General features: G+C 70.7%; 24 protein-coding genes and 1 pseudogene. 15 read left to right on the forward strand and 10 right to left on the reverse strand.

Annotated elements, in window-relative coordinates; translation table 11 throughout:
* Positions 1 to 48 precede the first annotated feature (48 nt).
* The 3 genes from secA2 (at position 49) to BDK92_RS34395 (ending at position 3,959) form a co-directional block, all read left to right on the forward strand.
* Positions 49 to 2,343 (forward strand): accessory Sec system translocase SecA2, encoded by a 2,295-nt coding sequence (gene secA2 / locus BDK92_RS34385; RefSeq protein WP_121160481.1) that lies wholly within the window; start codon positions 49 to 51, stop codon positions 2,341 to 2,343.
* A gap of 231 nt (positions 2,344 to 2,574) precedes the next feature.
* Positions 2,575 to 3,336 (forward strand): GAF and ANTAR domain-containing protein, encoded by a 762-nt coding sequence (locus BDK92_RS34390; RefSeq protein WP_121160482.1) that lies wholly within the window; start codon positions 2,575 to 2,577, stop codon positions 3,334 to 3,336.
* 116 nt (positions 3,337 to 3,452) lie between these two features.
* Positions 3,453 to 3,959: a DUF2231 domain-containing protein gene (locus BDK92_RS34395; RefSeq protein WP_121160483.1), complete on the forward strand. Its 507-nt coding sequence runs from the start codon at positions 3,453 to 3,455 to the stop codon at positions 3,957 to 3,959.
* 28 nt (positions 3,960 to 3,987) lie between these two features.
* On the opposite strand, the gene BDK92_RS34400 is transcribed toward BDK92_RS34395, so the two are convergent.
* The 4 genes from BDK92_RS34400 to BDK92_RS34415 all read right to left on the reverse strand — a co-directional run bounded on the left by BDK92_RS34400 (position 3,988) and on the right by BDK92_RS34415 (position 6,436).
* A complete protein-coding gene (locus tag BDK92_RS34400) occupies positions 3,988 to 4,938 on the reverse strand; it encodes a DUF3500 domain-containing protein (protein ID WP_425462283.1) in 951 nt (316 codons plus the stop codon).
* Positions 4,931 to 5,182 (reverse strand): hypothetical protein, encoded by a 252-nt coding sequence (locus BDK92_RS34405; protein ID WP_121160485.1) that lies wholly within the window; start codon positions 5,180 to 5,182, stop codon positions 4,931 to 4,933. The genes BDK92_RS34400 and BDK92_RS34405 overlap by 8 nt, the downstream gene beginning before the upstream one ends.
* A 63-nt stretch (positions 5,183 to 5,245) precedes the next feature.
* A complete protein-coding gene (locus BDK92_RS34410) occupies positions 5,246 to 5,638 on the reverse strand; it encodes an ankyrin repeat domain-containing protein (RefSeq protein ID WP_121160486.1) in 393 nt (130 codons plus the stop codon).
* 72 nt (positions 5,639 to 5,710) lie between these two features.
* A complete protein-coding gene (locus tag BDK92_RS34415; protein WP_121160487.1) occupies positions 5,711 to 6,436 on the reverse strand; it encodes a DUF305 domain-containing protein in 726 nt (241 codons plus the stop codon).
* A 142-nt stretch (positions 6,437 to 6,578) separates the two neighbouring features.
* Here BDK92_RS34415 and BDK92_RS34420 point away from each other — a divergent pair, with 142 nt between their 5' ends.
* Positions 6,579 to 8,024 carry an LVIVD repeat-containing protein gene (locus BDK92_RS34420; protein WP_121160488.1) on the forward strand — a complete coding sequence of 482 codons (1,446 nt, stop codon included), beginning with the start codon at positions 6,579 to 6,581 and terminating at the stop codon, positions 8,022 to 8,024.
* A 234-nt stretch (positions 8,025 to 8,258) separates the two neighbouring features.
* Here the strand turns inward: BDK92_RS34420 and BDK92_RS34425 are convergent, their stop codons facing one another.
* A complete protein-coding gene (locus BDK92_RS34425) occupies positions 8,259 to 9,398 on the reverse strand; it encodes a cellulose binding domain-containing protein (protein WP_121160489.1) in 1,140 nt (379 codons plus the stop codon).
* A 176-nt stretch (positions 9,399 to 9,574) separates the two neighbouring features.
* Between BDK92_RS34425 and BDK92_RS34430 the strand changes: the two genes are divergently transcribed.
* From BDK92_RS34430 to BDK92_RS40920, 4 genes are all read left to right on the forward strand, one after another.
* Positions 9,575 to 9,952 (forward strand): carboxymuconolactone decarboxylase family protein, encoded by a 378-nt coding sequence (locus tag BDK92_RS34430; RefSeq protein WP_121160490.1) that lies wholly within the window; start codon positions 9,575 to 9,577, stop codon positions 9,950 to 9,952.
* 192 nt (positions 9,953 to 10,144) lie between these two features.
* Entirely contained in the window at positions 10,145 to 10,597 is a 453-nt protein-coding gene (locus BDK92_RS34435; RefSeq protein WP_342775873.1) for a cysteine dioxygenase, read from the forward strand.
* Positions 10,594 to 11,094 carry a rhodanese-like domain-containing protein gene (locus BDK92_RS34440; protein ID WP_425462284.1) on the forward strand — a complete coding sequence of 167 codons (501 nt, stop codon included), beginning with the start codon at positions 10,594 to 10,596 and terminating at the stop codon, positions 11,092 to 11,094. The genes BDK92_RS34435 and BDK92_RS34440 overlap by 4 nt, the downstream gene beginning before the upstream one ends.
* 57 nt (positions 11,095 to 11,151) lie before the next feature.
* Positions 11,152 to 11,757 carry a winged helix-turn-helix domain-containing protein gene (locus BDK92_RS40920; RefSeq protein WP_121160492.1) on the forward strand — a complete coding sequence of 202 codons (606 nt, stop codon included), beginning with the start codon at positions 11,152 to 11,154 and terminating at the stop codon, positions 11,755 to 11,757.
* A gap of 49 nt (positions 11,758 to 11,806) precedes the next feature.
* Here BDK92_RS40920 and BDK92_RS34450 read toward each other — a convergent pair whose 3' ends face one another.
* Positions 11,807 to 12,730: an AEC family transporter gene (locus BDK92_RS34450; RefSeq protein WP_121160493.1), complete on the reverse strand. Its 924-nt coding sequence runs from the start codon at positions 12,728 to 12,730 to the stop codon at positions 11,807 to 11,809.
* A gap of 192 nt (positions 12,731 to 12,922) precedes the next feature.
* Between BDK92_RS34450 and BDK92_RS34455 the strand changes: the two genes are divergently transcribed.
* The 4 genes from BDK92_RS34455 (at position 12,923) to BDK92_RS34470 (ending at position 15,408) form a co-directional block, all read left to right on the forward strand.
* Positions 12,923 to 13,618 (forward strand): winged helix-turn-helix domain-containing protein, encoded by a 696-nt coding sequence (locus BDK92_RS34455; RefSeq protein ID WP_121160494.1) that lies wholly within the window; start codon positions 12,923 to 12,925, stop codon positions 13,616 to 13,618.
* A gap of 23 nt (positions 13,619 to 13,641) precedes the next feature.
* Positions 13,642 to 14,274: a nucleoside/nucleotide kinase family protein gene (locus tag BDK92_RS34460; RefSeq protein ID WP_121162848.1), complete on the forward strand. Its 633-nt coding sequence runs from the start codon at positions 13,642 to 13,644 to the stop codon at positions 14,272 to 14,274.
* A 161-nt stretch (positions 14,275 to 14,435) separates the two neighbouring features.
* A complete protein-coding gene (locus BDK92_RS34465) occupies positions 14,436 to 14,834 on the forward strand; it encodes a TraR/DksA family transcriptional regulator (RefSeq protein WP_121160495.1) in 399 nt (132 codons plus the stop codon).
* 145 nt (positions 14,835 to 14,979) lie between these two features.
* The gene (locus tag BDK92_RS34470) at positions 14,980 to 15,408 is read left to right on the forward strand and encodes a DUF2267 domain-containing protein (RefSeq protein WP_121160496.1); all 429 of its coding nucleotides are present in this window, start codon (positions 14,980 to 14,982) and stop codon (positions 15,406 to 15,408) included.
* Between the two features lie 45 nt (positions 15,409 to 15,453).
* On the opposite strand, the gene BDK92_RS34475 is transcribed toward BDK92_RS34470, so the two are convergent.
* Positions 15,454 to 17,865 carry a beta-xylosidase/alpha-l-arabinosidase gene (locus BDK92_RS34475; protein WP_121160497.1) on the reverse strand — a complete coding sequence of 804 codons (2,412 nt, stop codon included), beginning with the start codon at positions 17,863 to 17,865 and terminating at the stop codon, positions 15,454 to 15,456.
* A 384-nt stretch (positions 17,866 to 18,249) separates the two neighbouring features.
* On the opposite strand from BDK92_RS34475, the gene BDK92_RS34480 reads away from it, so the two are divergent.
* On the forward strand, positions 18,250 to 19,101 hold the full coding sequence (locus BDK92_RS34480) for an alpha/beta fold hydrolase (protein WP_121160498.1): 852 nt from the start codon (positions 18,250 to 18,252) through the stop codon (positions 19,099 to 19,101).
* Positions 19,102 to 19,289: 188 nt separating this feature from the next.
* Here BDK92_RS34480 and BDK92_RS40640 read toward each other — a convergent pair.
* Together BDK92_RS40640 and BDK92_RS34490 are read right to left on the reverse strand one after the other, a co-directional pair.
* Positions 19,290 to 20,051: pseudogene (locus BDK92_RS40640) on the reverse strand (DUF1295 domain-containing protein); the annotation flags it as partial.
* Between the two features lie 126 nt (positions 20,052 to 20,177).
* Entirely contained in the window at positions 20,178 to 20,546 is a 369-nt protein-coding gene (locus tag BDK92_RS34490) for an FKBP-type peptidyl-prolyl cis-trans isomerase (RefSeq protein ID WP_121160499.1), read from the reverse strand.
* Between the two features lie 198 nt (positions 20,547 to 20,744).
* On the opposite strand from BDK92_RS34490, the gene BDK92_RS34495 reads away from it, so the two are divergent.
* Together BDK92_RS34495 and BDK92_RS34500 are read left to right on the forward strand one after the other, a co-directional pair.
* On the forward strand, positions 20,745 to 21,326 hold the full coding sequence (locus BDK92_RS34495) for a hypothetical protein (protein WP_246017414.1): 582 nt from the start codon (positions 20,745 to 20,747) through the stop codon (positions 21,324 to 21,326).
* A 287-nt stretch (positions 21,327 to 21,613) separates the two neighbouring features.
* The gene (locus BDK92_RS34500) at positions 21,614 to 22,549 is read left to right on the forward strand and encodes a sensor histidine kinase (protein WP_121160500.1); all 936 of its coding nucleotides are present in this window, start codon (positions 21,614 to 21,616) and stop codon (positions 22,547 to 22,549) included.
* A 6-nt stretch (positions 22,550 to 22,555) separates the two neighbouring features.
* Here the strand turns inward: BDK92_RS34500 and BDK92_RS34505 are convergent, their stop codons facing one another.
* A complete protein-coding gene (locus BDK92_RS34505) occupies positions 22,556 to 23,716 on the reverse strand; it encodes a Kelch repeat-containing protein (protein ID WP_147457212.1) in 1,161 nt (386 codons plus the stop codon).
* Positions 23,717 to 23,751 lie beyond the last annotated feature (35 nt).

Consider the following 23,751-nt stretch of genomic DNA (forward strand, 5'->3'; position numbering starts at 1 on the left):
GCCTGCCGGGCCGCACAGTTGCCCCGAAGTCGGCTACCGTTGCCGCTCATGGGTGTGTCGCAACGGTTGAAGAGCAGATTCCGGCGTTTCTTGCAGCGGCCGGGCAGCACGGTGGATCTGGCGCCGCTGGAGAAGCTGTTGCCCGCGATCGAGGCCCGCGAGGAGGAGCTTGCGGCGCTCGACGACGCCGAGCTGACCGAGGCGGCCGGCCGGGCCGAGGACTTCGTGGAGATCTGTGCCGTCGGTCGCGAGGCCGCCCGGCGTGGGATCGACCAGCGGCCGTACGACGTCCAGCTGCTCGGCGCGATGTCACTGCTCGCCGGCAAGGTCGCCGAGATGGCGACCGGTGAGGGCAAGACCCTGACCGCGACCATCGCCGCGTACGGGCACGTCCGCCGGGGCAACGGGCCGGTGCACGTGTTGACCGTCAACGACTACCTGGCCCGCCGCGACGCCGAGTGGATGGAGCCGATCTACAAGCTGCTCGGCCTGACCGTCGGCTGGGTGACCGAGGCATCCACCGCCGAGGAGCGGCGCGCGGCGTACGCCTGCGACGTCACCTATGTGTCGGTCAGCGAGGCCGGTTTCGACTACCTGCGCGACCAGTTGGTGACCGACCTCGCCGACCGGGTGCAGCCGACGCTCACCACCGCGATCGTCGACGAGGCCGACTCGATCCTGATCGACGAGGCCCGGGTGCCGATGGTGCTGGCCGGCGCGGTGCCGGGCGAGCAGGACCCGGTGAACACCGCGGCCGGACTGGTCCGTGGGCTGCGCGCGGGGGAGGACTATGAGGTCGCCGACGACGGCCGCAGCGTGGCCTTCACCAACACCGGGCTGGCCGTGATCGAGGCGAAGCTGGAGGGGGTCAACCTCTACGCCGACGAGAACATGGAGCAGCTCTCCGCGGTCAACGTGGCGCTGCACGCGCACGCCCTCCTGCACCGCGACGTGGACTACATCGTCCGCAACGGTGCGGTGGAGCTGATCGACGAGATGCGCGGCCGGGTCGCCCAGCGGCGCCGCTGGCCTGATGGGCTGCAGGCGGCAGTCGAGGCCAAGGAGGGCCTGACCGCCACCGCCGAGGGCGAGGTGCTCGGCACGATCACCGTGCAGGCGTACGTGGCGCTGTATCCGACCATCTGTGGCATGACCGCCACCGCCGTGCTGGTCGGTGACCAGTTGCGGGAGTTCTTCTCGCTCGAGGTCGCGGTGATCCCGCCGAACACCCCGTGTGTCCGGGTGGACGAGCCGGACCGCATCTACGCGACCCGGGCCGAGAAGGAGGAGGCCCTGGTCACGGAGATCAAGAAGAGCCACGAGACGGGCCGTCCGGTGCTGGTCGGCACGCTCGACGTCAAGGAGTCCGAAGGGCTTGCCAAGGCGCTGCTCGCCGCCGACGTGCCCTGTCTGGTGCTGAACGCGAAGAACGACGCCGAAGAGGCGGCGATCATCGCCGAGGCGGGTGCGTACGGCGCGGTGACCGTGTCGACCCAGATGGCGGGTCGGGGCGTGGACATCCGGCTCGGTGGCAGCGACCAGTCCGACCGGGATCGGGTCGCCGAGCTCGGCGGCCTGTACGTGATCGGCAGCGGCCGGCACGACAGCCGGCGGGTCGACGACCAGCTGCGCGGCCGGGCCGGTCGACAGGGTGATCCCGGACGTTCGGAGTTCTTCGTCAGTCTCGAGGACGAACTGGTGCTGCGGCACGCCTCGGACGCGATCCCGCCTTCGCCGAAGATGAACGCCGACGGCCTGGTGCAGGACGAACAGGTCGACTTCGCGGTCGAGCACGCCCAGCGGGTCGCCGAAGGCGTCAACCACGAGATCCACCGCAACACCTGGCGGTACAGCGTGGTGATCGAGCAGCAGCGCAAGGCGCTCGCCGAGCGCCGGGAGCGCCTGCTGACCAGCGACGTCGCAGCGGAGATGCTGAAGAAGCGGTTCCCCGAGCGGACCGAGGAGATCGACCCCGAGGTGCTCTCCCGGGCCGCCCGGTCGATCGCGCTCTACCACCTCGACCGGCTCTGGGCCGAGCACCTGGCCGAACTCTCCGAGGTCCGTGAGGGGGTGCACCTGCGTGCGCTCGGCCGGCTCGACCCGCTCGACGAGTTCCACCGGTCGGCGGTGCCCGCCTTCACCGCCCTCGTCCCGGAGATCGAGGCCCGCACGGTGGCGACCTTCGAGGAGGCGGAGATCGGCGACGACTGGCAGCCGGACGAGGCGGAGCTGGTGCGCCCGAGCGCGACCTGGACCTACCTGGTCCACGACAACCCGTTCGGTTCGGAGCTGGACCGCCTGATCGCGGCCGTCGGACGTCGACTCACCGCCGCCGCGCGCTGAACCCTGGGCGTGCCCCGTGGATCTCCAAGGAGATCCACGGGGCCGGCCCTGACCGGGACCCCGCTCACCGCTGCTCGGTGGGTGGGGTCCCGCCTTTCCCGGTTTGATCGTCATCCGGCCCGGGTAGTAGGGCGGGTCGAATCAGGCTGGGAAAGGGCGAGAGATGACCGAGGCGAGCGAACGAGCGGGGCGTGCCCTCCGGTACGCGGTGGTGGCCTGGGCCGCAGCCCGGTGAGCCTGGAGATCCGGGCGGCGCACCCCACCGAGACCCTGGGCGTGCTGGAGACCGCCGCCCTGTTGCGCGAACTGACCGCCGGGCTCATCGCGAGCAGTGATTTCGACGACGCCCTGGAGCGACTCGTCCGGACCAGCCAACGGGCCATTCCGGGGGTGACCTGGTGTGGCGTCACCGTACTGCGCGCCGGTGCACCGGCCGCGGTGGTCGCCTCCGATCCGGCCGTCGGCGCACTGGACGACATCCGGCACGGCCCGGACGGTCCGGCGATGACCGCAATCCGGACCCGGGACCTGGTGCACGTCTCCGACCTGCGTACCGAGTCGCGTTGGCCGGCCTGGGTCCGACGGGCGCGAGGACTCGGCGTACGAGACGTGATCTCCGCGCCGGTCGACGTCGACGACCACGTGCTCGGCGCGATCAACCTGTACGCCCGGGAGCCGGGCGGGCTCACCGAACACCGGCAGGTGACCGCGATGCTGCTGGCCGAGCATGCCGGGCTGCTGCTCGCCTCGGTACGGGACCGGGTCAGGCAGCACGCTCTCGTCGGGGAACTGGACCGACACCTCGTCGACGGTGAGCTGGTGGGCCAGGCGATCGCCGTGATCATGACTGAGCGCGGCTGTTCCGCGCCGGAGGCGTTGCAGGTGCTCCGGCGTACCTCGGCGGCTCTGTCGATCCCACTGCGGGAAGTGGCCGACCGGCTGGCCCAGTCGGTCGCCCGGCGTCCGGCGCGTCCGGGCCGGCTCGCCGGGTGATTCTCGCTGATCGTGTCGCAACGGGTCACACGGCGTGTCCGGATGGTGGTTCAGCAGGCTACGGTGCGGGGTAGGGCCTGACGGTAGTCGATGAACCAGCCGGGGAGGGTGTCGTCATGGAGAGCCGTCTGCGTGTGCACGGGCACCCGATCCAGCCGATGCTGGTCACCTTCCCGTTCGGACTCTTCGTCAGCGTCGTGGTGTTCGACCTGACCGATCTCGCCGGTGGACCGGAGTTCCTCGGCGAGGTCGGGTACTGGACCGTGGTGGCGGCGCTGGTGGCCGCTGCCCTCGCCGCAGGGGCGGGCATGATCGACCTGTGGGACGTGCCGGACGGCCGGACCCGGCGTACGGCGGTGACCTTCAACCTGGTCAACACCGCGATGGCGGTGCTGTTCGTCTTCGTCTGCCTGGTCCGCTCCGGCACGCCCGACCGGGGCGTCACCGGAGTCCTGGTCGCCGTGGAGTTGCTGGCCCTGTCGGTCGGCGCGGTCGGGGTGTGGATCGGTGGCACCCTGGTTCGACGGTTCGACCCGCCCCGGGGCGAGGCGGGCACCCTGGACACGCTCCGTTCCGGTTTCGAGTCGGCCGGGGAGCCGCTCGGCCAGCTCCGCCGAGGCTGACCGCCGGCGCCGTACGGGCGAGGGCGGGTCAGTGCGCCGTGGCGGCCCGGTGCGCGGCCAGTACGTCGTTGCCGAAGTCGCTGTGCGGGCGGCGCAGCACAGTGTGCGCGTGGTTGCCGTCGTCGCTGGTGTTGTCGTACTCGATCAGCAGGTCGTCGCCCTGGATCCGGTAGTAGTGCCGCCGCCCCGGACGGGTCGGCCCCTGCCAGGCGAAGTGCAGCTCGCCGCCGCCGATCCGGGTCGCCTCCGCGGCGGCCAGCTCCGCCGGTAACCGGTCGAGATAGAGGGCGACGAGCTGGTCGAGCGTGGCCCGGGCGGTCGGCCCCAGCCCGGACGCGCTCATCCCGAGCGGTTCGATCCGGGCGTCGGCCACCGGTGAGGTTCCGCTGTGGATGTCGTCGGGTGCCTCGTCGGAGATGATCGCCGCACGGCGGCCGGTCGGGCCGATCGCCTCCAGCAGCGCCCGCCCGAGGTCTTCCTCCGGGGCCAGCGGACGGCTGATGGTCCGGCCGGCGTAGCTGACCCGGGCGGGGTTCGCGCCGAGGAAGACCGGGGTGGGAAAGACCTGGTCGTCGCGGATGGTCATGGTGATCGACAGGTGGTGTCCCTCGAACCGCCACGACCACTGGTCGTCCCGACCCGGGTCGCCGAAGATGGTCACCCAGTAGTCGTCACTGTGCCGGCCCCGGTGCCATCCCTCCTGCCGGTCGAGCACCTCCTCCAGCGCGACGATCGTCATCGCCTGGGCGTACGCGTGTGGGCTCAGTGCGGTTGCCAGCAGCCGGTGCGCTGCCTTGCGCGCGGCCCGGTCGAGGTCGGCCACGCAGGCTCCGGGCCGGGGCCGGGGCCGGTATTCGATCCACCGCCGGTCCGCCTCGGCGCCGAAGGGACGGGCGGCGAGTTCGCGTGCCGGGCCGGGTAGCGCCGCGAGCAGCGTCGTCGCGGCGTCGCGCATCTGGCGGCGTACGGAGTCATCCACCCGCCCTGTATACCTGGTCGCTCGCCTCTACCTCGGCCTGGGTGCCGGCCGCGTCGGTGACGCCGTCGTACGCGAAAACCACCACCGTGGCGCCCTGCTGTTGCTGCTCCTGGTCGGTACGCAGGTAGCGCTGGACCAGACCGTCGATCTCCAGTTCGACGCTGGAGGCGTCTTCGGCGGTGAACAGGGTGCCGTCCCGGGGCCCTCCGACGAGCAGGGCGTCTGGTGTCTGCGGCGTCGTCATGGCCGGCCGGCTACCCGCCCTGGTGCCGGGCAAACCCGTGGTGTGCCCCGAGGCCGCCCGGCTTCAGCCGCGTTGGAGCAGCGCGAGCATCTCGTCCAGTTCGAAGAAGCGGGCGGTCTCGACCGCCGAGGGGCTTCCGTGGTGGGGGTCGGCGCCCGCCGCGAGCAGGGCGTTGACTGTCTCGGTGGAGCGTCGGAAGGCCGCCGCCGCCAGAGCGGTCTGCCCCCGGTCGTTTGTCCGGGCGGCGTCGGCGCCGTGGCTGAGCAGGGCGGCGACGGTGTCCGGGTGGGCGTGGTATGCGGCCAGGATCAACAGCGTGTCGCCCTTGTCGTTGGTCAGGTCGACCGGCAGTCCCGCCGCCACCTGCCCGACCAGTTCGGCGGTCCGCCCGTCGCGCGCCAGGTCGAACATCCGGTGTGCGAACGCGAGGGTTTCCTCGTCCAGCTCCTCGGCCATCCGACCAGCGTAGAAGAGCCGTCCCCGGTCGTCTCGGTCGACCGCGTGTCCGACCCGTCCGGTCGGTCGGGCCTACGCCGGCAGCAGCCCGCGCATCCGCTGGATCTCGATGTTCTGTTCCGAGGCCACCGCCGTGGCGATCTCCTCGACGATGATGTCGACGCCGACCTTGAGCAGGGCGATCGACATGTCGATCGCGCCCTGGTGGTGGTTGGTCATCATTTCGATGAAGAGCCGGTCGAACTCGACTCCCCGGGCGGCGGTGAGCCGGGCGATCGCCTCGGGGCTCTGCATGCCGGCCATCGTGCCGTGGTCGTGGCCGCGCCGCTTGTCCTCGTCCGGGTCGAGCCCGTGGGACTCGAGCCAGCCGCGCATGCGCAGGATCTCCGGTCCCTGGGTGTCCTTGATCCGCCCGGCCAGCACCTTGAGTCGGGGATCGCTGGCCCGGTCGGGTACCAGTTCGGTCATCTGCAGGGCCTGGCTGTGGTGGGGGATCATCATCCGGATGTACTCCGCGTCCATTGTGTTGTAACGCGGTTGGTTCGGTGCGACCTGCGTGCCGGGGGAGGCGACCGAAGCGGACTCACCGGGGCGACCGGGCATGATCACCGGTGCGTCCTGGCCGGCCCCGTCACCCGCGGCGGAAGGGCCGGGCTTGCCGCTGGCGTCGGCTGTCGCGGCAGTGTGCCCAGTGGACGGAGAGTCGTCGGAGGTGAGCCGGATGGCGACGATACCGCCGACCACCAGCAGCGCCACGAGTGCGACGAGGACGTACCGCCGTCGGCTTGTTCCGGTCATCTGGCTGCTCCTCGTCGAAGATCGTGTTGGATCATAGCCAGGTGGCGCACAAGTTCCCTGATGTGATATCTATCACATCGATGTATTGATGGGTTAGGTAAGGTCTGCAGGATCGATAACCCCTTTCGAAGGGTGCCGCCAGATGTTCAACCTTTCACCGTCAGGGCCGCGGCAACTCCGGATTGTCGGACTTGCCGCGAGCGCCCTGCTCGTGCTCGGCGTTGCCACCGCTCCGCCCAGCAGTGCGGCCGAACCGGCCGCCGCAGCGACCACCGTGGACACCATCCCCGGTGTCGACGAGATCTCGAGCAGTCCGAACCTGCGTCAGATCGCCAATGTACCGAAGGTGGGACCGTTCAACACCGAGGCCGCCCTCAACAGCGACCTCGCCTTCTCGGGAAACTACGCCTTCGCCGGTAACTACGACGGGTTTGTCGTCTTCGACATCAAGAACCCGCGTGCGCCGAAGGTCGTCTCCCAGGTCCTCTGCACCGGCGCCCAGAACGACATCACCGTCCACGGTGACCTGTTGTTCCTGTCCACCGACTCGTCCCGCAGCGACGACTCGTGCGCCAGCACGTCCCAGACGGCGGCCAACCCCGCCTCCTGGGAGGGCATCAAGATCTTCGACATCAAGGACAAGAAGAACCCCCGCTACATCAAGTCCGTCGAGACCAAGTGCGGGTCGCACACCCACACCCTGGTCCCGAGCAAGGACAAGAAGACGGTCTACCTGTACGTCTCCTCGTACAGCCCGAACGCCTCCTTCCCGGACTGCCAGCCGCCGCACGACCTCATCTCCATCGTCAAGGTCCCGGTGAAGAAGCCGACCGACGCCGCCGTGGTGGCGACGCCGGTGCTCTTCCCGGAGGGCGGTAACCCGGGCGGCAACGGCAGCTCGTCCACGACCGGCTGCCACGACATCACCGTCTTCGCGGAGAAGGACCTCGCCGCGGGTGCCTGCATGGGCGACGGTGTGCTGTTCGACATCAAGAACCGGGAAGCGCCGCGGGTGATCAGCTCCGTGCGTGACACCACCAACTTCTCGTTCTGGCACTCCGCCACCTTCAACAACGAGGGCACCAAGGTCGTCTTCACCGACGAGCTCGGTGGCGGCGGCGCGCCGACCTGCAACCCGACGATCGGCGCCACCCGTGGCGCCGACGGTGTCTACGACATCACCGGTCGCGGCGACGCCCGCACGCTGGTCTTCCGTAGCTACTTCAAGATTCCGCGGACCAACACGGACTTCGAGAACTGCGTGTCGCACAACGGCTCGCTGATCCCGGTCCTGGGCCGCGACATCATGGTGCAGGCCTGGTACCAGGGCGGCATCTCGGTCTGGGACTTCACCAACTCGGCCCAGCCCAAGGAGATCGCCTACTGGGAGCGGGGCCCGGTCTCGGACAGCCGTTCCGTCACGGGTGGATCGTGGTCCGCGTACTACTACAACGGCTACATCTACTCCAACGACATCCAGAAGGGTCTGGACGTCCTGGACCTGAACGACTGGCGTACCTGGACTGCGAAGCTGCACTCCTACAAGGAGTTCAACCCGCAGACCCAGCCGGAGTACTGGTCCTGGTGAGGTGAGGAGGGGCCTCTCGTCACCATCTCCGGTGGTCGGGGGCGCCCCTCCTGGCACTCAAGTCTGGTCGCACCGTCGGGCCCGGTCTCCGTCTCGGAGATCGGGCCCGACGCCTTGAACGGCTCGGCCTGCACGGGTTGACGTATGAGGGCGGGCGGCCCGGACCTGGTGGTCCGGGCCGCCCGTCGTTCGGGCTTCGCGGAGGCTGGCCGCCCTCGGCCTCCCGCCTTCGGTTCAGGCGGTGCAGGTGACCGTCGGCACCGGGTTCGCGCCGTCCCCGTTGGCGATGAAGCCGAACGTGGCGGTCGCGCCCGGGGCCAGGTTGCCGTTCCAGGCGACGTTGCGCGCGGAGACGTTCGTGTCGCTCTGGCTGACCGTGGCGTTCCACGACTGGCTGACCCGCTGGCCGGCGCCGAAGGACCAGTAGGCGGCCCAGCCGGCGAACGTTCCGGTGCTCCCGTTGCGCACCGTGACCTCGGCTTGGAAACCGCCCTGCCACTGCCCGATCACCCGGTACGTCGCGGTGCAGCCACCGATCGGTGGGGCGGTCGTCGGCGGTGCGGTGGTGGGCGTACGGGTCGGTGTCGGGCTCACCGTCGGGGGCCGGGTGGGTGTCGGATCGACGGTGGGGCTCGTCGTCGGCGTGATCCCGCCGAGCGCGGCGGTCAGCGCCGGGTACCAGCGATCGGCCATCTTCTGGTCGCCCGAGGCGTTCGGGTGCACCCCGTCGTAGGTGTCGCTGCCGGTGCTGAATCCGGTCCACTGGTCGACCCGCACGACCGGTGACTGGGCGGTGTTCTTCGAGCCGACCCAGCCAGCGATGGCGTTGTTCAGGGCGACCACCCGTTGGCCGCATTCGGCGCAGCTGCTCGGTGCCATCGGGATGATCTGCGCGACCAGCACCTTCATCGCCGGGTTGTTGACCCGCATCTGGTCGACCAGTTTCCCGTACGCGGCGAGGATGGTGGCCGGTGCCACGTTGCTCCAGACATCGTTGGTGCCGAAGTGCATCAGCACGATGTCCGGCCGGGTGGCGGCGAGCCAGCCGGGCAGCTGGTTCTGGTTCGCCACGTTCGTCACCAGGGCGCCACCGTGGCCCTCATTGTCCCCGTCGTACGCCTGCCCGCAGCCCTGGGGGCCGAGCGTGCCGACGAAGTCGATGTTGGTGTACCCGGTGCTCTGCAGTCGGTTCCAGAGCATGGACCGCCAGCAACCCGGTGAACCGGTGATCGAGTCGCCGAGCGGCATGACCCGGACCGGGGCGAGCGTGGTGGCCGGCGTGGACGCGGCGCGCAGGGAGGGCGTCGTGATCACGAGCCCGAGCAGTACAGCCAGGGCCGCGAGCGCGGCCTGACCGAGGGGTTTGCGGAGCATGGTCGTCTCCTGTCACGGTGCGCGGTGAGAGGTGTGACGGCCCGGTGCTCCCCAAGGTATTGAAGCAGGTGAATTTTGAGGGGACAACCGTGGTTCCACCATCGTGTCGATGTCCGGGTAAACGCCCACGGCCGGCGGGGATCGGGGCGACGATCGAAGCGACGGAGGGGGCCGGGATGCAGGACGAACAGTCACGACAGCGGGCGGCCGACAGTGCCGGGCGACTTCTCGGCCAACCGCTCGTGTTGCCGCTGGGCCCTGGTGAACCCCCCTCCGGTCAGGACTTCCGCGACCTGGCGATGGTCCACACCTTCGGCGATTCCTGGACCCGGACGGCGCTCGACGACCGCAGTCGGGCGTTGGTCTCCGTCGCCATCGCCGCCGCCCTGGGGACCCACGAACCCCTGCGTGGCCAGCTCAGGATCGCGCTGAACGTCGGGGTCACGAAGGACCAGATCGTCGACTTGTTCATCCATCTCGAGGCGTACGCCGGAGCTGCCCGTGCCTTCGACACCTATCAGGTAGCGGTGGCGGTCTTCGGCGAGCACGAGTAGGGGGCGCTCGGCGCGGTCCGGGGCGAGCGCGGGTCGGGTGGGGACGGCAGGTTGATTCCGGCCGACTCCCGGGAGTGGAGGACTGCACTTTCGTCCCAACTCCTGGGACGCGGGCCAATTACCTATCAAACCTATAGGTTTTATTGTCTAGGCTCTGGGTCAACGGACCAGTCACTTCGACGAGGAATGACGATGACCATCAACTCCGCTGACCCGCTCACCATCGCCCGCCGGTACGCGGTCGACCCGGCCGCCTGGCCGGTGGCGCCCCGGTTCGACCCGGTCGAACGCTGGTACGCCCGCCTGGCCGGCAACGAAGAGCACGAGGTCTGGCTGCTGACCTGGCTCCCTGGCCAGTCGACGGACCTGCACGACCACGGCGGCTCCTCCGGTGCCTTCACCGTCGCGTCGGGTGCCCTCACCGAGGAGATCGTGGTCGGCGGTGAGCTCCGCCCCACGGTGCTGCGTACGGGCTCCGGCCGCCAGTTCGGCTCACGCCACATCCACCGGGTCAGCAACACCGGCCACGTCCCCGCGGTCAGCATCCACGTCTACCTGCCCGCGTTGCGCCGGATGACCCGCTACGAACTCGACGGTGGCAACCTGCGGGTGGCCGAAGTGGCCGAGGCGGGGGTGGCCTGGTGAAGCTGATCAACCCGTTGCACAGCTCGACGAGCTGTCCGGACACCGTGGCGCCGGCCGGGTCCCGAGGGATCGACGAGATCCTCGACTCCGCCCGGCTGCGGCTGCGCCGGCTCGACCCGGAGGCGGGGCATCTGGCGTACCGGGAAGGGGCGCTGCTGGTCGACATCCGGCCGGCCGCCCAGCGGGCCGCGACCGGCTCGATCCCCGGCGCGCTGGTGATCGAGCGCAACGTCCTGGAGTGGCGACTCGACCCGCGTAGCGCGGCCCGGCTGCCGGTCGCCGAGCGCTACGACCTGCCCGTGGTGATCTTCTGTCAGGAGGGTTACACCTCCTCGCTCGCCGCGGCCGCACTCCAGGATCTCGGTCTCTACCTCGCCACCGACATCGTGGGCGGCTTCGCCGCCTGGCGACTCGCCGGCCTACCGGCCTTCGGGCCGACCGATGTCTACGCCCATCTGACCAACGTGCCGGCGACCGCCGGACGGACGTCCACCTGACCCGGGCGTCACCACGCCCGGGATGGCACGGAACACCATCGCTAGGAGGCTCTCCACATGTCGGTCATCGCGATCAGCCCGCGCGTGTACCCGTCGCCGCTCCGGTCGGGCCACGCCCGCCGCCGATCGGCAACCGGCGACACCTCGGCCACCCTCACCGTCACCGTCGACATCACCCTGGACGCCGGGGACACCCTCACTCCGCAGGCGACCCGCCTGCTGGAGCTGGTCCGGGAACTGGTCGAGCATGGTGACCGGGAGGCGGTCGCCGCACGGCTGTCCGGACCGCCGCCGACGATCGGGGTGGAACCGGCGGCCGGGCCGCCCAGCGCGGCGGTCGCCCCCGGTGCCGGTAGGAACGGGACGTTGCACGTGCTGGCCGGCTCCCGGCGGGTGCTGCGTGACGGGCGACCGATACCGCTGACCCGGCTGGAGTACGACCTGCTCGTCTTCCTGGCCGAGCACCCGCGCCGGGTCTTCACCCGGCTCCAGCTCCTGAGCAGCGTCTGGGGTTATGAGCACGCCGTGGCCCGGACCGTCGACGTACACGTACGCCGGCTCCGCGCCAAGCTGGGGGAGACGATGCCGGTGGTGACCACCGTGTACGGGGTGGGTTACCGGCTGGCCGACGAGGCCCGGATCAGCGTCGACCGCGACGCGTGACCGTTGCGACCAGGGCCGCCCCGGAGTGTGGACGTACGGCCGGCGGCGCTCAGCCCAACCACGCCGCGATCGCGGCGAGCGTGACCGCGGCGGCCAGGGTGGAGAGCACGACGGTGTCCCGGGCCAGCGCCTCGCCCCGCTGGTACCGGGTGGCGAAGACAAAGACGTTCTGCGCTGTGGGCAGGGCCGAGGTGACCACCGCGGCCAGCAGCGCCGGCCCGTCGAGGCCGAGGGCCAGGTGCCCGATCAGATAGGCCAGCGCCGGCTGTACCAGCACCTTGAGCCCGACCGCGACGTAGCGCTCGACCGCCTCCGGTCCGGCGGCGAGCGGCCGGCTGCCGTACAGCGACATGCCGAGGGCGATCAGTGCCAGCGGTACGGCGGCGGAGCCGACCAGCTCGAACGGGCGCATCACCGCCTCCGGCAGCGGTCGGCCCACGATCGAGACGGCCAGCCCGGCGGCGCAACCGAGCATGATCGGGTTGCGGGCCGGTAGCAGGGCGAGCCGTCGCGGCGAGGGGCGGTGACCAGTGGTGGTCACGTCCAGTACGGCGAGCGCGACCGGTGAGGCGAGCAGCACCTGGAACAGCAGCACCGGCGCCACAAAGGACGGGTCTCCGAGGACGTACGCCGCCACCGGCAGGCCGAGGTTGGCGGCGTTGACGTACGAGGCGCTGAGCGCGCCGACGGTCGCCTCGCCGGCCGGTCGCCGCCACACCCAGTGGGCGAGCGTGAGGTAGACGGCCGCGACCAGCACCGTACTGAGCACGAACGCGGCCAGCGCGGGGGTGAACACCTCGGACACCGACGACCGTGCCAGGGTGGTGAAGAGCAGTGCCGGCGCGGCGACGAAGAAGGCGAGTCGAGCCAGCACCGTCGTGCCGTCCGGCCCGAGCAGGCGGGTACGCCCGATCAGGTAACCCGCGAGCGTGACCGTCCAGATGACCGTGAAGCCGGTCAGCACTCCTCGCACTCGATCATCGTGGACTGCTTCTCACGATTTCCCAAGATCTGGTACGTAGAGCGAGCGTCCAATTCCGATCTGTGCGTCAATTGTCACATTCATGCAACGTAGTGGCCCCTTGACCCTTGCCTTGGCGGCCGGAAACATCGAGCGTGCCCGCACTTCGGGCCGAGGGGATCTCCCCACCAGCCAAGGAGGACCATGTCGGTCAGTCCCGCCTCGTCGCGTGCCGCGTGGCACACGTCCCAGCCAGCGGGACCTGGGCGGCCGCCCGGCGCCCAGCGTCGCCCGCCCGTTGGCGGCGCCCCCGCGCTGACCGTGACACTCTCCATTCCGCTCGATGGTGACGAGGCCCTGACCCCGTCGGCGCAGCGCCTCCTCGACGTCGCTCGTGAGCTGCTGGAACAGGGGCAGGCGACGGTCGTCCACGGGCCGGCGCCGGTCGACCGTCGCCCGGTCGAATCCACCATGCTCCGCCCGCCGGCCTGGCCCGACCATGCGGCGCTCGGCCACCTCCCCGCTGGGCGGACGCTCACCGAACCGACCGGTGTCGAGTGGGCCGGCACCGACCCGGCCGCTGACGGGTCGGCCACGCCCGGACTGCGGATCCTCGCCGCCTCCCGTTCCGTGCTCCTCGACGACCAACCGCTGCCGTTGACCCGGCTGGAGTTCGACCTCCTCCTGCACCTGGTCGAACACCCACGACGGGTCTTCACCCGGCTGCAACTGCTCGCCGCGGTCTGGGGCTACGAGCACACCGGCGTCCGTACCGTCGACGTGCACGTCCGTCGGCTGCGCGGCAAGGTCGGCGCGGACGTCCCGCTCGTCACCACCGTGTACGGCGTCGGCTACCGACTCGCCGACGAGGCAGTCGTCACCATCGACCAGACCGGCTGACCCGTTCGGGCAGTATGGACCGGGTGAAGATCCGCCCGATCAGTCCCGAGTCGCTGGTCCAGGAGTTGGCCGACCGGCTGGCGGCCGAGCGTGTCGGGCAGCCGCTGCGGGTGGCCCTCGACGGTGCCGCCGTGGCGGCACCGGACCGGCTCGCCGACGCCCTGGTCGACCCGCTGCGCGTACGCGGACGTCCAGCACTGCCGATCCGGGCCACCGACTTCCTCCGACCGGCCTCGCTGCGCTACGAGTTCGGTCGGGAGAATCCGGACGCGTTCTACACCGACTGGCTCGACGAGGCGGGTCTGCGCCGCGAGGTGCTCGACCCGGCGGTCGACGCCGGTCGGGTCCTGCCGTCGTTGTGGAACACGCGCACCGACCGGGCCAGCCGGGCCGAGTACGTCGACCTGCCGTCCGGCGCGGTGCTCCTGGTCAGTGGTTCCTTCCTGCTCGGGGGCGGGCTCCCGTTCGATCTGACCGTCCACCTTGTCCTGTCCTCGGGGGCGCTCTCCCGGCGCACCGACCCGGCGGACGCCTGGACCCTGCCGGCCTTCGCCCGGTACGCCGAGGAGGTCGCTCCGGCCACCTTCGCCGACGTGGTCGTCCGGATGGACGACCCGCGCCATCCCGCGCTGGTGGAAGCGGACGAACGGGGCTGAATCTCCCGCTTCCGGCTGGACATTCCTGCCTCGGAAGCCCGATAAATAGCTGGTTTGGCTCCCCTTGGTCACGGGTATGCGCCCGGTCACGGTGGACCGCGCCGGACCAACCGGGTCCTGGCAGCGAGTCCACCGCCGTCACGGAAAGGCAGGGGCAGCGCATGCTTGTCAACGATGCGGTCGGCACGGCCCGTTCCCAGGCGGACATCGACCTGATCCGGCTCTCCCTGGAGGCTCGCTTCGACGAGCTGACCGGAGAGTACGACGACGCCGTGCTGCAGAGCCAGGTGCTGCGGCTGGTGGAGGTTGGTGACACCGCCGGCGACGACCAGGCCGACAGCGGAACCAAGACCGCGGAGCGGGACACCGCACAGTCGTTGCTACGGACCATTCTGGACCGTCGGGCGCAGTACGAACACGCCCTGTCCCGACTCGCCGAGGGCACCTACGGCTGGTGCGAGGGCTGCTCGGCGCCGATCCCGGTCGAACGGCTGGAGATCTTCCCCTCCGCCACCACCTGCGTCTCCTGCAAGCAGTCCCGGGAACGGCGCGCCGCCTGAGTCGACCCGGCTCAGGCCGGCGCCGGCCACCTCCCCGGGGCGTTCACCTGTTCCGGGTGAACCGGGTTCACCCGGAGCACCGGCAGTGTGGGCGCAGGACCGGCCCGGGGGAGGTCGGCCGGATCACCGGACGGAGGAGACAGTGATGGCGAACAATCCGTACGCGACGTTCGAGGCGTCAATCGAGAAGACCAATCTCATCCTCCAGGAGATCGAGCAGGCGTACGGGTGGCCCAAACAGCGCCGCAACCAGTCGTACGCCGCGCTGCGTACCGTGTTGCAGTTGCTCCGGGACCGGCTTCCGGTGCAGGAGAGCGTGCAGTTCGCCGCCCAGCTGCCGATGCTGGTGCGCGGTGTCTACTTCGAGGGCTGGGAACCGAGCGACGTACCGATCAAGCTCAACCGGGACGACTTCCTCTACGAGGTCGGTCAGGGCTTCCCGTACGAGGTCGAGGGTGGCCCGGAGGGCGTGGTGCAGACCGTGCTGGACGCCCTGCGCCGACACATCAGCCAGGGGGAGTGGGACGACGTACGGTCCACCATGCCCAAGGACCTGCAACGGATCATTCCCTGAGCACGCCCCGGTTGCCCCGGCTGTTCCCTGACCAGCGGGTGACCGTCACCCGACGGTCACCTCCGCGACCATCCGCCGCTCGTGGTCGACCTGGCGCAGCGCCCCGGTCAGCCGCACCGCAACCACATGGCGGTGGTCGACGCTGGAGGCCGAGAGCCTCAGCTCCACATCACCCGGCTCCACCACCCGGAATCCGTGGCGCCCGGTGAACGAGGTCAGGTCGGCGTGCACCCGGAAGGTCACCTGCCGGGACTCGCCGGGGTCGAGTGGCACCCTGGCGTAACCGGTCAACCGGACCACCGGCCGGGTCACCTGGGCCACCGGGTCGTGCAGGTAGAGCTGAACCACCTCGGTCCCGGCCCGGTCACCGGTGTTGCGTACGGTCACCGACACGTCGACGGTCCCATCGGTGCCGATCTCGGTCGTCTGACCCGGCACCGCCTCGACTCCGCCGACGCGTACGTCCCGCCAGTCGAAGCGGGTGTAGGAGAGACCGTGCCCGAACGGGTAGCGCGCCGTCGGGTCGATGCTGCTGACCTCGGTGCGGTGCCCGAGAGCCGGTGCCAGGTAACTCGACGGCTGGCCGCCGACGTGCCGGGGCACACTCACCGGCAGCCTCCCGGACGGGGAGACCCGGCCGGAGAGGACCCCCGCGACCGCCGGCCCGCCCTCCTCGCCGGGAAAGAACGTCTGTACGGTCGCGGCGAGCCGGTCGGCCCAGTCGCCGAGCGCGTACGGGCGGCCGGCGAGCAGTACCAGCACGACCGGGGTGCCGCTGTCCAGGAGTGCGTCCAGCAACTCCCGTTGCGCTCCGGGCAGGCACAGGTCGGCCGCGTCGGAGCCCTCGCCGGAGGTGCCGTGGCCGAAGAGGGCGGCCCGGTCGCCGAGCACCGCCACGCAGATGTCGGCGTCGGTCGCGGCAGCCACGGCGCAGGCGATGCCGGACCGGTCGGGGCCGTCGACGGTGCAGCCGAGGGTGTGGGTCACCTCGGCCAGGGGCAGTTCGGCGCGGAGCGCGTCGAGCAGGGTCGGGATCTCGACGCCGGCCGGTACACCGGGGTGCTGACCGCCGACGTGACTCGGGAACGTGTAGCAGCCGAGCATGCCGGTGGCATCGTCGGCGAGTGGTCCGACCAGCGCGATTTTCGACTGGGGTGGCAGGGGCAGGGCGGCACCGGTGTTGGCGAGCAGCACCACCGACTCCTCGGCGAGTTCCCGGGCCAGTGCCCGATTTGCCGGCGGGTCCAGGTCGACGGTTCCCTCCAGTGCGGCCGGGTCGTCGACCGCTCCGGTCAGGGCCGGCGGTCGCGGCTGCCAGTCCGGGTCGAGGAGCCCGAGCGCCGCCTTCTGCCGCAGCACGCGGCTCGCGGCCCGGTCGATCAGCGCCTCCGGCACGGTCCCGTCCCGGACCGCGCTGACCAGTCCCGGCCCGAAACAGCGCACGGCGGGGAGTTCCACGTCGACACCGGCGCTGAGCGCGAGCCGGGCCGCGTCCACGCCGGACCCGGCCACGTGGTGCAGCAGTTGCAGGAACGCCACTCCGAAGTAGTCCGCCACCACGGTGCCGGTGAATCCCCACCGGTCCCGGAGCAGATCGGTCAGGAGCCGTTCGTCAGCCGCCGCCGGTACCCCGTCGACCTCCGCGTACGAGTGCATGACGGAGCCGGCGCCGCCGTCGCGTACGGCCATCTCGAACGGCGGTAGCAGGACGTCGGCGAACTCGCGCGGGCCGACCGCCACCGGAGCGAAGTTGCGGCCGGCGCGGGAGGCGGAGTAGCCGGCGAAGTGTTTCAGCGTCGCCACGACGCCGGCTGACTGGAGCCCCCGTACGTACGCGGTGCCGATGGTGGCGACCAGGTACGGATCCTCGCCGATCGTCTCCTCGGTCCGCCCCCAGCGGGGGTCCCGGGTCACGTCGAGCACCGGGGCCAGCCCCTGGTGCACGCCGACCAGGCGCAGCGCCGTGCCGATCTGGGTGGCCATCCGCTCCACCAGCTCGGGGTGGAAGGTGGCGCCCCAGGCCAGTGGCGTCGGGTAGACGGTGGCACCCCAGGTCATGAAGCCGGAGAGGCACTCCTCGTGGGCGATGGCCGGAATACCGAACCGGTTCGCCGCGACGATCTCGGCCTGCATCCGGGCCAGTGCCCGGGCGCCGAGCGCCGGGTCGATCGGTGCTGTCCCGAACGGTCGGGTGAGCTGTCCGAGTCCGACCTGGATCAGCTCCCGCCAGTCCGGGATCTCGTCCACCATGTCGTGCTGGTGCGGCGCCATGTCCTCGTCGCTCACGTCGGCGCCCACCCAGACCCCGTAGAGCTGGGCGACCTTCTCCTCCAGCGACAGCCGGCCGAGCAGGTCGGCGACCCGTGCGTCGCTCGGTCGGGACGGATCCTGCCAGGGTGCCAGGGGGGCCGCCGTCAGGGTGCGATGGCCGTCGCTGGTCCGGGGATCGCTGCTCATGGGCAGCCTCCTGTCGCTTGTACCGGCACCCCGAAGCCCCGTACGCGACGGTTACGCGCCGCAGGCTGGTGCCGTTGCTTCCGATATGTTTCCGGAAACTCGGCTTCCCGTCGAGAGGGGGCTCAGCCCAGAAATCGGCCGGCCATCTTCGCCCCGAGAGGACCCCGCCGAGCATGGGGCGACTGTTGGTGCGGCTGGCTGAACCCTGAAGTACCGGCGTGGATCCGAAAAGTTGCGGAGTGCCCGCCGAGGCTCCGACCCGGCCTGCCGATCCGCCTGCCCGGCAGTTCGGGCCGTGTTAGCTTCAGGCTGCCGCACCCCTCCAACGCGGCATCGCTCGACCGACCCCCGCCACGGACGATTCCGCGCAAGAGGAGTGTCGAGATGCCTTACATCAGCGTCGGGGCGGAGAATTCCGCATCCATCGATCTCTACTACGAGGACCACGGCTCGGGCCAGCCGGTCCTGCTCATCCCCGGGTACCCGTTCGGAGGCACCACCTGGGAGAAGCAGGTCCAGATGCTGGTCGACTCGGGCTTCCGGGCGATCACGTACGACCGCCGGGGGTTCGGCAAGTCCAGCCAGCCCACCGCCGGCTACGACTACGACACCTTCGCCGCCGACCTGGACCAGATCATGACCACGCTCGATCTGCGTAACGTCACCCTGGTCGGGCACTCCATGGGAACCGGCGAGGTGACCCGCTACCTCGGTGCGTACGGTTCCGCGCGGGTGAACCGGGCGGTGGTCATCTCACCCATCCCGCCGTTCCTGCTCAAGACCGCGGACAACCCCGACGGCGTCGAACAGAGCCTCTTCGACGGCTTCATGGACCAGGCCCGCAAGGATCGGTATGTCTGGTTCACCCAGTTCCTGCAGAACTTCTTCAACCTCGACGTCAACCTCGGCAAGCTGGTCAGCGAGGATGCGGTTCGGGCGAACTGGAACATGGCGATCAGTGCCTCCCCGTACGCCACCCTGGCGTGCATCCCGGCCTGGTTGACCGACTTCCGCAACGACCTGCCGAAGATCGACGTACCGCTGCTGATCATCCAGGGGGACGCCGACCGGGTGCTGCCCTTCCCCAACACCGGCAAGCGGCTGAACCAGGCCGTCAACGGCAGCAAGCTGGTGGTGCTCAAGGACGCTCCGCACGGCATCCCGTGGACCCACGCCGACGACATCAACCGTGAGTTGATGAACTTCATCAAGGAGCGGGTGCCGGTCGGCGCCTGAGCCGCGGCAGCAGCGCGGGCACCGTCCGCATGTGTTCCCGATAACCGGGCCGGCGGTCCAGCGACCGCCGGTCCATCATCGGCACACTCACCCCGATGAAGAGCGCCAGCACGACCAGCGGCCCGATCACCGATCACCGTCCACCACGCCGACGGGACGGCGGCGACCCCGAACAGCCAGAGTCCCCACCAGAAGGCGATCTCGCCGAGGTAGTTCGGGTGGCGGACGTACCGCCAGAGGCCACGGTCGGCGACCCGCCCCCGGTTGCCCGGTTCGGCGGCGAAGCGGCGCAGTTGTCGGTCGGAGAGCGCCTCCAGCACTATCGCGGCGGCGGTGAGTACGGCGGCGAGCACGTCGAGCCAACCGAACGGGCGGTTCCCGGAGATCGCCGGCCAGCCGGGGAGCAGGCCGGCGAAGACCACGAGCGTCGGTACGAGCTGCACCCCGGTGAGGTTGACCAGCCACCAGGGCAGTCGGCCGGTGGTCCGCTCGCGCATCATCACGTAGCGCCAGTCCTCGTGCCGCAGGCCGGGCCAGCCGATCACCCAGTTGCCGGTCAGCCGCACCGCCCACGCCGTGACCAGGGCCAGCACCAACCCCTGCCGCGCGGTCATCCCCTGTTCGGCGACGAGCAGCCAACCGGCGATCAGCAGCGGCGGCGCGACGCTCCAGTACGGGTCGTAGAGGCTGGCGTTGCGTACCAGAACGGAGCCGGCGAAGACCACCGCCGTGCCGACCAGGTCGGCGCAGAATGCGGCGGTCAGCGGCTCCTGGTGCGGGGCGAGGAGCCACCAGGTCAGGGCACCGGCGGCGGTGGCCACCAGGTACACCCCGGCCACCAGGCCGAGGGAGACCGCACGCGAGGTGTCGGCCAGACTCCCGCCGATCCGGTACGACGACACGTCGCACCCTAACCCGCGGACAAGGCCGACGTCACCGTCCACGGACACGGTGGTCGACTCGAGCGGTGGGGCCCCACGTGGTGTTGGGCCCCACCGCCCGCTGTCGCGATGGCCCCGCCGGCGGCCTGCTCTCCGACGGGGCGGTGGTGCGTGGTGGCGGTACGAACGTGCTCGTTACTTGATGTCGACCAGGTCGACCACGAACACCAGCGTCTCGCCCGGCTTGATCGCGCCGCCGGCGCCCTGGTTGCCGTAGCCGAGGTGCGGCGGGATGACGAGCTTGCGCCGCCCGCCGACCTTCATACCGGCCACACCCTGGTCCCAGCCGGCGATGACCCGTCCGCCGCCAACCTGGAACCCGAACGGCTCACCCCGGCCCCAGGAGGAGTCGAACTCCTTGCCCGTGGAGTGGGAGACGCCCACGTAGTGCACGCTTGCCCACTGGCCGCGGCCGACCTCGGGACCGCTGCCCTCGGTGATGTCCTCGATGACCAGGTCGGCGGGGGGTGCCCCCTCGATCGGGCCGATGTTCGGCTTTTCCATGTCCAGTCCTCCTGGGGACGAATCGCATGATCAGGAACGGAACTAACCAATCATCCTTACTCATCGAGGCTGACCGACGTGTTCCGGCCGGGGTGTGGCCGCCGGCGCACCCGTGAGCGCGGGGTCGGACCGGCCGGATCCGGCGCTCCCGGCGGTAAGTCGCGGCTCGCCGTGACGAAGGTCGGTAACGTGCGGGGCATGCAGGGGGAGACCATGGTCGGATTCGGCCACAAACAGTCGTGGCTGGCCGTCCGCGACGCCGACGCCGAGGCCCTCACCGAGGCACTGGCGCTACGGGACCTGGGCACGGTTTCCTGGCGCGACGGGATCGACCTGGCCTACCTGACCGACGACCGGCTGGTGCTCACCCCACCGCTGCCCGGAGCCCGTGACGCTCACTGGCTGCTCGCCACCGGCCGGTGGCTGCTCCGCCCGAACACCGTGGTGGACGTGGTCGAGCTCTCCGCCACCCTCGGCACCGAGGTGCAGCTCTTCGCCACCTACCGGGTCTCCGAACTGCACCGCTGGGCTCGCGCCGTCGACGGCGTCGCGGTCCGCGCGTTCGGCTTCCTCGGCGAGATCGGTGAGGTCACCGAGTGGCGCGGGGACCCCGACGACGTCGAACAGGCGATCGGGCTGCCTCCCGGGCTCGCCGGCGATCCCGACATCCTGGTCTCCGAGCACGACGTGATGCGGCTGGCCGGCGCGTGGAGCGTCGACCCGTCGACCCTGGAGTCCCGCCCGGCCCCCGGCCCGCTGCACGCGTACGCGACGCCCTGACCGGGTGTCTGGCTGATCGAATCCAGTCCCGGTTGCCGCACCGGGGCGGGGTTCCGCCGGGCATCCGAGCCACCCTGACTCGTCGGTGACGCGGTGTGATCGTTGTTGACGGTTCCGGATGTCGGTGCTGGCCGAGTGGGTGGTGTTTCCGGCCGCAGCCAGGAACGCCTCGAAGCGACGGACGGCTATGGTGGTGGGCGGGTACGTGACCCGCGGGTGTCCGGTCGGGTCGGTGGGCGGCCAGCGGGTGATGATCGGAAACAGGCGGAGAGGGAGGCGGCCGGGCGATGTACCACTCCCGCGACCTCCACGAGTTCGTCCATCCAGCCCTGTTCTACGCGAACCGGCACGAATATCTCGCCGGCACGATCCCCTTCGTCCGGGCCGGCCTGGCGGCGGGGGAACCGGTCATGGTCGCGGTACCCGAGGGCAACCTCGAACTCATCCGTGACGCGCTCGGCGCCGACGCCGCCCGGGTGCAGTTGCACGACATGGCCGTGGCCGGCCGCAACCCTGGCCGGATCATCCCCCGGGTGCTGCTCGCCTTCGCCGACGCGCACCCGGACCGCCGGGTACGGATCATCGGTGAACCGGTCTGGGCCGGCCGGACCGCCGCCGAGTACCCCGCCTGCGCCCAGCACGAGGCCCTGATCAACGCGGCCTTCGCCGGGCGTTGCGCCACCATCCTCTGCCCGTACGACACCGGGCGCCTCGACCGGAACTGGCTCGACGACGCCTACCGCACCCACCCGGTCCTGCGGACCGCCGCCGATGCCTGGGACAGCCCCCACTACGCGGACCCGATCACCGTCGCGGACGGCTTCAACCTGCCCCTGCCACCCTCGCCCCCGCACGCGGAGACCCTCACGGTCGATCTCCACGCGCTCTGGGCGCTCCGCCGACTGGTGACCGCCCAGGCCCTCGCCGCCGGTCTCGCCCCCGACCGGGTCGCCGACCTGACGCTCGCGGTCAACGAACTCGCCGCGAACACCGTCGAGCACACCGGGGCCGGCGGCACCTTCTCGGTCTGGACCACCGACAAACAGTTGATCTGCCAGCTCGCCGACACCGGGCACATCTCCGAACCGCTCGCCGGGCGGATTCCCGCGCCCGCGGACCAGCTCGGTGGACGTGGGCTGCTCCTGGTCAACGAACTCTGCGACCTCGTACGCGTACACACCCGACCGGGCGCCACCACGGTCCGCGTACACATGTACCGCTGATCCGGCTCAGCTCCGCCCCGACCAGATCCACACCTGGTCGATCAGCGCACCGGAGTGCCCCGCGCCGTCACGTCGTCCACCGCCGAAGAGCAGCATGTCGGCGCCGGCGGCGACCAGCGTACGGCCGGAGACCTCCCCGCCGGGAACCTTCGGGACCCGGATCCAGCGGCCGGTCGTGGTCTCCAGCACCGAGCCGGTCACATCCACGTAGACGGCGGTCGAAGCCCCCCGGGCACCGGCGCTGAGTTGTCCCGCGCCCGACGTGTCCGGCAACGCCGACCAGCGACCGGTCCCCGGGTCGAGAACACCACCGTAGGTGAACGTGGTGCCCCAGTTGTCGACCCGACCACCGTCCGCGCCGCCCAGCGTCGGATTGACCAGCCTGCCGTCGACCAGCAGCCACGGCCCGGTCGAGAGGATTCGCGAGTCGGGTAGTCGGCGCCAGTCACCGCCGGCCGGGTCGAGGGCCGCGGCCCGTGCGCCCGCCGGTTTCCTACCGTTCGCGTCGGCGGACAGTTCCCGGCCGAACAGCACCAGTTCGGTGCCGGTCCAGGCCACCGCGCGGTCGAAGGAGGCGCCGAGCGGGTCGTCGGGCAGCGGCTGCCAGGTCGAGGTCCGCGCATCGAGAACGAAGTCGTCGCCGGTCCCGGCCTCGTCGGTGCCGAGGTACGCCACCAGCCGGTCGCCGGCGGCGGCGATCCCGTAACGCTCCGGGGCGAACGGGACCGCCAGCCGCCCCCAGCGGTCGGTCCCGATGTCGTACGTGAGCAGCCCCGGATGATCCTGCGACCCCCACCCGCCCGGCAGCACGTACGCCGTCCCGCCGATCACCACGCCGGAGGCGATGGCGAACGGATACGGCGAGTCGACGATGCGCCGCCACTGACCGGTCTTCGGGTCGAGGGCGGCACCGTCGCCGAGCGGGGTCGGGTCCAACCCGCAGTCGGCGTTCGGCGGACACACCGGCTCGTCGCTCCCGCCGACCAGCAGCACCTCGCGTCCGGTCCAGAGCCCCAGCGCGCCGGTGCGGGGCGAGAGCGGCGCACCGGTGATCCCGTGCCAGCCGGCCGTTCCGCCAGCGGGCAGCGTGTGCGCGGAACCGGTCGGGGCACAGCCGCCCAGGGCCAGCAGCCCACCGATCGACATCGCCGCCAGAGCCCGTCTCATACCGGGTTGGACTCGCCGCGCCCCGTTCGGGTTCC

This window comes from Micromonospora pisi, assembly GCF_003633685.1.
Lineage (GTDB): Bacteria > Actinomycetota > Actinomycetes > Mycobacteriales > Micromonosporaceae > Micromonospora_G > Micromonospora_G pisi.